This window comes from Antarctobacter heliothermus, assembly GCF_900188425.1.
Taxonomy (GTDB): domain Bacteria; phylum Pseudomonadota; class Alphaproteobacteria; order Rhodobacterales; family Rhodobacteraceae; genus Antarctobacter; species Antarctobacter heliothermus.
Genome location: NZ_FZON01000106.1, coordinates 1 through 6,427, shown reverse-complemented (window position 1 = coordinate 6,427; position 6,427 = coordinate 1). Strand labels below are relative to the sequence as shown.

Below are 6,427 nucleotides of genomic sequence, written 5' to 3'. Positions count from 1 at the left end.
TGATCGATGGTGGCGCCGGAGATCTGCACCGGCAGAAAAACACTGCCGCCTTTCTGCACATCAGGCGTTTCACCCGTGGCAGGGGAAAAGCGAGGGTCCTTCAACCATTTGAAAATCAGGTTGGCGTTCATTGAATAGCGACGTGCAACCTGCGCGACAGACACGCCCGGTGCCAAAGCCTGCGCACAGATCAACCGCTTCTCTTCGTCAGCCCAGAACCGCTTCTTCTGACCCTTTTTGCCCGCCATGGAGTGCCTCAAGATGTCCACTATCGATGGTGGACACTATCAGCCGAGGGTTCCGCTCGTCAGAGCGGCGACAGCGGACGGATACGCTTCACCATAACCACCGGAGCCTTTACCGGGCAGCGAAAGCGAAGCCGTCTGTCACGCTTGGGGGCTTTCGCAGCCGATTGGTTCGCTACCACATGCTTTGGGGCGCGCTCGAAGAGGAAGCCGTCGAGCATTGCCTGTTTGACAGGAATCAGAAGTTCGATATCGGCGGGGTGCTCTATCAGCTTGTCCAGCGGTCCACGGGCCGCCAGTACTTTGGCGTCACGGACTGCCTTATCCCGCGACTTCGTGCTCATGTCTCCTATAGCACTCGGTCGTCGGCCCATTTGCATCAGCAGATTAAGGCTCAAGGCGCGCGTGACTTCGACGTTCACAAGATTGCATCGGTGCAGCACGGTAGGGAGACACTTCTTGAATTAGAACGTGCCATCATTTTGCACCGCAATACGCTCTGGCCGAACGGGCTGAATATGATCTGAACCATATGGTACGCCGTTTAGACGGCGTGCCATAACTCATATAGAAAAAGTGTCACCAAGCGCTTCTTCTAGGTCCGGCGAATGCTGGCTGTAATGCCGTTTGAGCGTGTCAACTGTCGTGTTGGTAAGCCGCTCAATTGTTTCGAAAGGGATGCCTTTTCGGACCATCCATGTGATGCAAGTTTTCTTTAGAACGTGATGGGTCAATTTGAAGGGCAGCTCGGCCTCCAAACCGAGCGCCTCCAGTCCTCGTTTCAAGCCTGTTCGTATCGGTTTGCCATTGAAGGAAACTACATACGGCTGAGATCGGTCGCCGCCGAACAGTATGTAGCTCATCAGACGTTGGTTTTGTCCGATAGGTATTTGTGGTCTTCTCTTGTTGCCACGACCTGCTCCGAAATCGATGTACGCACCAGAAACGACAGCACCTGTTCTAAAATCAAGAGGTGCTGGCCCTTTTGCTACACGACGTGATGCCTGCTTCGGCATCACGGTTTTTCCGTCAACCTCGATAGGTTGCGGAACCATAGGATGGGTCTCGAATTCCGTCTCCGGAATGTAAATCTGGCCCCAAGTCAGTTGAAAGATCGCTTCCTTCCTTGCGCCGGTTGCTAAGGCGATGAGCAAGAAGGCGTACAAGTGCTCTCGATTCTCCCGGTCTTCGCAGCAGTTGAAGACACGCTTCAATTGCGACTCGTCGAGCCAATCAGTTCGAGATTGTGAAACTAGGTTACGGATTTCGATCCGTGTTTCGTTGGGGACGACCTTCATAAGGTGGGCGTGCCTAAGAGCAGCCCTCAGAATTTGCAGGTCCTTCTTGATCGTTCCCTCGCTTAACTGCGCTTGGCCACGATCCCAACGAGTGAGCAATTTTGCAAAATCGATGTAGTTCTCGACATCGGCCTGTCCGAAATCCTGCCACTTCCTATTTCCCAAGAACTGTTTCAGACGGTCAATTTTGGAAGCCATCGGCACAGTGGTCGATGACCCCTTCCTGCGCTTCAGGTGATGATAATAGCGGTCGAGAATGTACCCCATCGTCACCACGGATGGCGGTACGACATCCCCGGATAAGATCTTTTCAGCAAGCTTGCGGTCAGCTTCATGCTCGTCTCGCGTTTTGCAGGATTGACGCCTGATGAGGCCGGTTTTGGGGTCGTCCCAGACGATCTCCCAAATGCCATCTGTTCTCGTGCGTTTTCGGTATCTTACAAGCTCTTGTGACATGCACAGAGCATAGAATGTGGCGCATGCTCGTGCAATACATGCACGGTCACCACAAAGTAAAAATCAGCTAAGGAGCTGATTTCATTGGTCGGAGTGAGAGGATTCGAACCTCCGGCCCCTGCCTCCCGAAGACAGTGCTCTACCAAGCTGAGCTACACTCCGACCGTGGCGGGCGGGATAGCCGAGCCACGGTGTTTTGGCAAGGCTCAATCGTCTTTGGGACCGCTGTCTTTCAAACCTTCGCCCCGGTCGCGCCGGAAAAACCGCACGCGCGGCATGATGCCGGTCTCAAACCGGGTACGCGACCGTAGAACCGGGCGGTTTGTCTTGGATTTTCCGCCTTCGCGCAACACGATGTAGACGCCGCTGGCGATGATGATCGTAGCGCCAGCCATGGTCCACCTGTCGGGGAATTCGTCAAAAAATATCGCGCCGGTGAACGCCGCCCAGATGATCTGCGAATATTGCATCGGCGCGACAACCACGGCCTCTCCAGACTTGTAGGCCATGATCAGCATCGCCGACGCGGCAAAGGCCATGACCGACAACAAGGCCATTCCGCCCAATTCCATTGCCGGCATCGGCACATAGACAAACGGCAGCGCCGCCCCCATGACCAGAAAGTTGCACAGTATCGGGTAGAACAGCAGTACGACGCTGCGTTCGTCCTGCCCGATCTTGCGCACGATGATCGAGGCCAGAGAGCTGGCAAAGGCTGCCGCCAACGCGGCAAGATGCCCAAGACTGAAGTCCGTGGCCCCCGGACGCAGGACCACAAGGACGCCACACAGACCAACCACCACTGCGGCCCCGCGGCGTATGCCGACCCTTTCGCCCAGAATCGGGATCGACAACAGGGTGATCACCAACGGCGCGGCAAAAAGGATCGCGTATACCTGTGCCAGCGGCAGGACCGAAAAGGCGTAGAAGGCTGAAAATCCGGTGATCACGGCAGACACCGTCCGCGTCAGAGTCCACCACGGATGGACCGGGCGCAGGGTTCCGGGCTGCGAATCACGGATCAGGATCAGGGTCACCAGCGGAAAGGCGAACAGTCCGCTGAAAAACACGATCTGCACCGGGCTATAGCTGGCCCCCAGCAATTTCACGATCACGTCGTGAAATGAGTATGTAGCAAAAGCAAGCAGCGCCAGCACAGCGCCTTTGGCATTGGGGGGCATGGGGGATTCCGTGAACTTGAGTCGGCGCAGCGGCGCTTGTTACCGCAATCACACGCGGGACGGGCCCCGATGGCAAGAGGGGCGGCGGCTTTTTCCCCTCACGATGCCTTTTCAGGGGCAGGGGCGATCTGTCCAATCGTCTGAACCGCTGCGCCAGCATTGCTGGCGAAAGCCGTACGCCACCAGTTGCCACCGTCCGCCTTCGGTCTGGAGAAACTCCATCCTCCGCTGGATCGCCCTCACCGAATCGTCGCCTCCCCCGGCGTCCGTGAACTCGATCATCAGACGCCCCTCCTCGACCTTGGCCGATAGATCAACCTGGGGACCGCCTTCGGCGCTTTCGGGAAAGGACAGCAGCCAATCCATCATCAAAGACATGGGTCGATCGACCACCTGTGTTTCAGGCAGTCGGAAATCGGAATACCCGGGCAGGATCTGGACCGTCTGGGCGGCCAGGGGGCTGGCCACAAGGCAGGCAGACAAGAGCAGGCGGCGCATCAGGCAAGTCCTCTTTGTTGGTCAGGTCCAAGCCTGACCAACAATTGCGCCCCCGTCCAGTCCGCGGAGCGCGGCTTTACAGCGAGGCGTCCAGCGCCGCCACGACAGCATCGCCCATCTGGCTGGTCGATACCGGGTCAACACCCTCTTCGCCCAGAAGATCAGCAGTGCGGAATCCGTCAGCCAGCACCTTTTCCACAGCATCCTCAAGGCGGGTCGCCTCATCGCCACAGTCAAAGCTGTAGCGCAATGCCATGGCAAAACTGAGAATGCAGGCGATTGGATTCGCCTTGCCCTGACCCGCGATGTCCGGCGCGCTGCCGTGGACCGGCTCATACAGCGCCTTGGGGCGACCGTTTGCCATCGGCTTGCCCAGCGACGCAGAGGGCAACATCCCAAGGCTGCCCGTCAGCATGGCGGCGGCGTCGGACAGCAGGTCACCAAACAGGTTGTCGGTCACGATGACGTCGAACTGTTTGGGCCAGCGGCACAACTGCATGGCGCCGGCGTCTGCATACATGTGGGACAGTTCGACCTCGGGGTAATCCTTGCCAACCTCGGTCACGACCTCACGCCACAACACACCGGATTCCATGACGTTGGCCTTTTCCATCGAGCACAGCTTTTTGCCCCGGCGCATCGCCAGTTCAAACGCCGACCGCGCAACCCGGTCGATTTCCGATTCCGTGTACCGCTGCGTGTTGATGCCGACCCGTTCGTTTCCCTCTTCGATGATGCCGCGTGGCTCGCCAAAGTAGATGCCGGATGTCAGTTCACGCACGATCATGATGTCCAGACCGGCGACCACGTCCTTTTTCAGCGACGAGAAATCCGCAAGCGCGTCAAAACATTGCGCAGGGCGCAGGTTGGCGAACAGGTCCATTTCCTTGCGCAGGCGCAGCAGGCCGCGCTCTGGCTTGACGGAGAAATCCAGCACGTCGTATTTCGGGCCACCCACGGCGCCCAGCAGGACCGCGTCGGCCTCTTGCGCCTTGGCCATCGTGGCGTCGGTCAGCGGGGTGCCATGCGCGTCATAGGCGGCACCGCCGACCAGATCCTCGGACACGTCAAAGGCGAGGTCGCGCTTGGCGCCGTACCAGTCGATGACCTTGCGGACCTCGGCCATGACCTCGGGGCCGATGCCGTCTCCGGGCAGGATAAGAAGCGAAGGGTTGGGCATGGTCGGCTCTCCTATTCGTGACGCTTGCGGCGTAGCCCGCGCGCGCCGTGGGGTCAATATCGCCCGCCCTTTCCCGGCTCAGTCCACCTGTGCCAGCAACCCTTCGGCCAGCGCGTCCCACACGCGCCGGATGCGCGGAGTCTGTCGCACCGCCTCATGCGCCGCCAGCCACAGCGGCAGCGTCGGCAAGGGCACCTGTGGCAGCACCCGTTCGACAACCGGCTCTGCCAGACCCACACGCAACTGGGCAACACCGATGCCGCAGCCCGCCCTGACCATTTCCCAATAAACGCTGTGATGGTCGGTGCGCGTGGCGAACCATTCGCGCTGCGCCTCCATCCCCATCTCGCGAAGACCACGCAGGATCAGGTCCGATTGATCATAGCCGACAAGATCGTGGTCAAAGAACTGTTCAAACTGGGTGGGGCGGCCGCGACGATCAAGATAGGTTCTGGCCGCAAACAGACCCAGACTCAGCTCCCCCAAATGGCGGGTCACGATGTCCAGCTGTTCGCTGCGGTACATGCGTACGGCGATGTCCGCCTCGCGATACAACAGGTTTTCAGAACGGTCGGTCGGCACAAGATCGATGGAGATGTCCGGCTCTTCCTCCCGCAGGCGGGCAAGGATGTGCGGCAGGTAGTGTTGCGCGGTAAAGACGCTGGCTGTGATGCGGACCGGGCCTGACAGCCTTTCTGATCGGCCAGCGGCCGCCAGGCTGAAGCCTTGCATCCCTTCGGCCATACGGCGCGCGTGCGGCACCAACGCTGCGCCAGCATCGGTCAGCGACAACCCGCGCGGCTGACGTTGAAACAACTCCAGATCCAGCGCGGTTTCGATCTGGCGGACCTGACGTCCGGCCGTGGGCTGCGAGATCGCCAGTTTCCGCGCGGCTTCGGACAATGAGCCCGTTTCGGCCACGGTCAGAAACGTCTGAACCAAGGACCAGTCGAGTTTTGCAAATGCCCCATCCATTCACGCATGAATACATGACCTGCGCATTCTGGCAATTCCTCGAATCTCATGAATAGCCGATTATCCAATCAGACTAGGCAGGAGGGTGCAGTTGTGGTTGGAACAGTTTTGATTCTGGGTGGGAACGGGCGCTTTGGGCGCAATGCGGCAGAGGCGTTTTGGAATGCCGGATGGCGGATCCGCCTGTTTGATCGCGCCGAGGATGATCTTGCGCAGGCGGCGCAGGGCGCGGACGTGATCGTAAACGGCTGGAACCCCGCCTACCCTGATCCCGGCTTATTCATCCAAATCAGGGGAAATAGCTGGCGTGCCCGCGAAAGCTTTGTAGAATCAAGCTGCTAGACAAAATCCGACAGCAGCCATCGGAGCACGCCATGGGTGAAACGCTACAGCCGGTCGCCACGAGCTTCAACAGGTCCCTGCGCGTCGAAAGCCGTGCCGAGCGGCTGACCGGTGATGCCGGTGCCGTGGTGCTGCGCGAGATCATGGAGCGCAGCGGCATCGTCGAATGGATGGTCCCGCAGCTGACCGATCCGCGGCGTCAGGAAGATGTCGTCCATGACCTCGGCTCGCTCATCCGGACCAGCGTGCTGC

General features: G+C 59.2%; 9 protein-coding genes and 1 tRNA gene. 2 read left to right on the top strand and 8 right to left on the bottom strand.

The annotated features are described in order from the left end of the window. The 8 genes from CHB90_RS27230 to CHB90_RS25115 form a co-directional block, all read right to left on the bottom strand. Positions 1 to 194: transposase (locus CHB90_RS27230; protein WP_245823379.1), on the bottom strand; the 194-nt coding region annotated here is incomplete at its 3' end. Between the two features lie 113 nt (positions 195 to 307). After that, complete coding sequence (locus CHB90_RS26390; RefSeq protein WP_141135979.1) at positions 308 to 589, bottom strand: hypothetical protein; 282 nt, start codon at positions 587 to 589, stop codon at positions 308 to 310. 219 nt (positions 590 to 808) lie between these two features. Next, on the bottom strand, positions 809 to 1,999 hold the full coding sequence (locus CHB90_RS25140; protein ID WP_141135978.1) for a tyrosine-type recombinase/integrase: 1,191 nt from the start codon (positions 1,997 to 1,999) through the stop codon (positions 809 to 811). A gap of 85 nt (positions 2,000 to 2,084) precedes the next feature. After that, positions 2,085 to 2,161, bottom strand: a tRNA-Pro gene (locus tag CHB90_RS25135). A gap of 44 nt (positions 2,162 to 2,205) precedes the next feature. Further along, positions 2,206 to 3,180: a DMT family transporter gene (locus tag CHB90_RS25130; RefSeq protein WP_089280444.1), complete on the bottom strand. Its 975-nt coding sequence runs from the start codon at positions 3,178 to 3,180 to the stop codon at positions 2,206 to 2,208. Positions 3,181 to 3,291: 111 nt separating this feature from the next. After that, positions 3,292 to 3,678, bottom strand: a complete 387-nt coding sequence (locus tag CHB90_RS25125) for a hypothetical protein (protein WP_089280443.1) — start codon at positions 3,676 to 3,678, stop codon at positions 3,292 to 3,294. Between the two features lie 76 nt (positions 3,679 to 3,754). After that, the gene (gene leuB / locus CHB90_RS25120; protein ID WP_089280442.1) at positions 3,755 to 4,858 is read right to left on the bottom strand and encodes a 3-isopropylmalate dehydrogenase; all 1,104 of its coding nucleotides are present in this window, start codon (positions 4,856 to 4,858) and stop codon (positions 3,755 to 3,757) included. 78 nt (positions 4,859 to 4,936) lie between these two features. Then, positions 4,937 to 5,833: a LysR family transcriptional regulator gene (locus CHB90_RS25115; RefSeq protein ID WP_089280441.1), complete on the bottom strand. Its 897-nt coding sequence runs from the start codon at positions 5,831 to 5,833 to the stop codon at positions 4,937 to 4,939. A gap of 93 nt (positions 5,834 to 5,926) precedes the next feature. On the opposite strand from CHB90_RS25115, the gene CHB90_RS25110 reads away from it, so the two are divergent. Together CHB90_RS25110 and CHB90_RS25105 are read left to right on the top strand one after the other, a co-directional pair. Continuing rightward, complete coding sequence (locus tag CHB90_RS25110) at positions 5,927 to 6,175, top strand: Rossmann-fold NAD(P)-binding domain-containing protein (RefSeq protein ID WP_342744992.1); 249 nt, start codon at positions 5,927 to 5,929, stop codon at positions 6,173 to 6,175. A gap of 32 nt (positions 6,176 to 6,207) precedes the next feature. After that, the coding region (locus CHB90_RS25105) for a transposase (protein ID WP_212591663.1) at positions 6,208 to 6,427 on the top strand (220 nt) is incomplete at its 3' end.

What these genes read in the sequence shown, in the direction of transcription:
- CHB90_RS26390 (WP_141135979.1), bottom strand. Translation starts at nt 589, where the DNA reads ATGAGCACGAAGTCGCGGGATAAGGCAGTCCGTGACGCCAAAGTACTG.
- CHB90_RS25140 (WP_141135978.1), bottom strand. Translation starts at nt 1,999, where the DNA reads ATGTCACAAGAGCTTGTAAGATACCGAAAACGCACGAGAACAGATGGC.
- CHB90_RS25130 (WP_089280444.1), bottom strand. Translation starts at nt 3,180, where the DNA reads ATGCCCCCCAATGCCAAAGGCGCTGTGCTGGCGCTGCTTGCTTTTGCT.
- CHB90_RS25125 (WP_089280443.1), bottom strand. Translation starts at nt 3,678, where the DNA reads ATGCGCCGCCTGCTCTTGTCTGCCTGCCTTGTGGCCAGCCCCCTGGCC.
- leuB (WP_089280442.1), bottom strand. Translation starts at nt 4,858, where the DNA reads ATGCCCAACCCTTCGCTTCTTATCCTGCCCGGAGACGGCATCGGCCCC.
- CHB90_RS25115 (WP_089280441.1), bottom strand. Translation starts at nt 5,833, where the DNA reads ATGGATGGGGCATTTGCAAAACTCGACTGGTCCTTGGTTCAGACGTTT.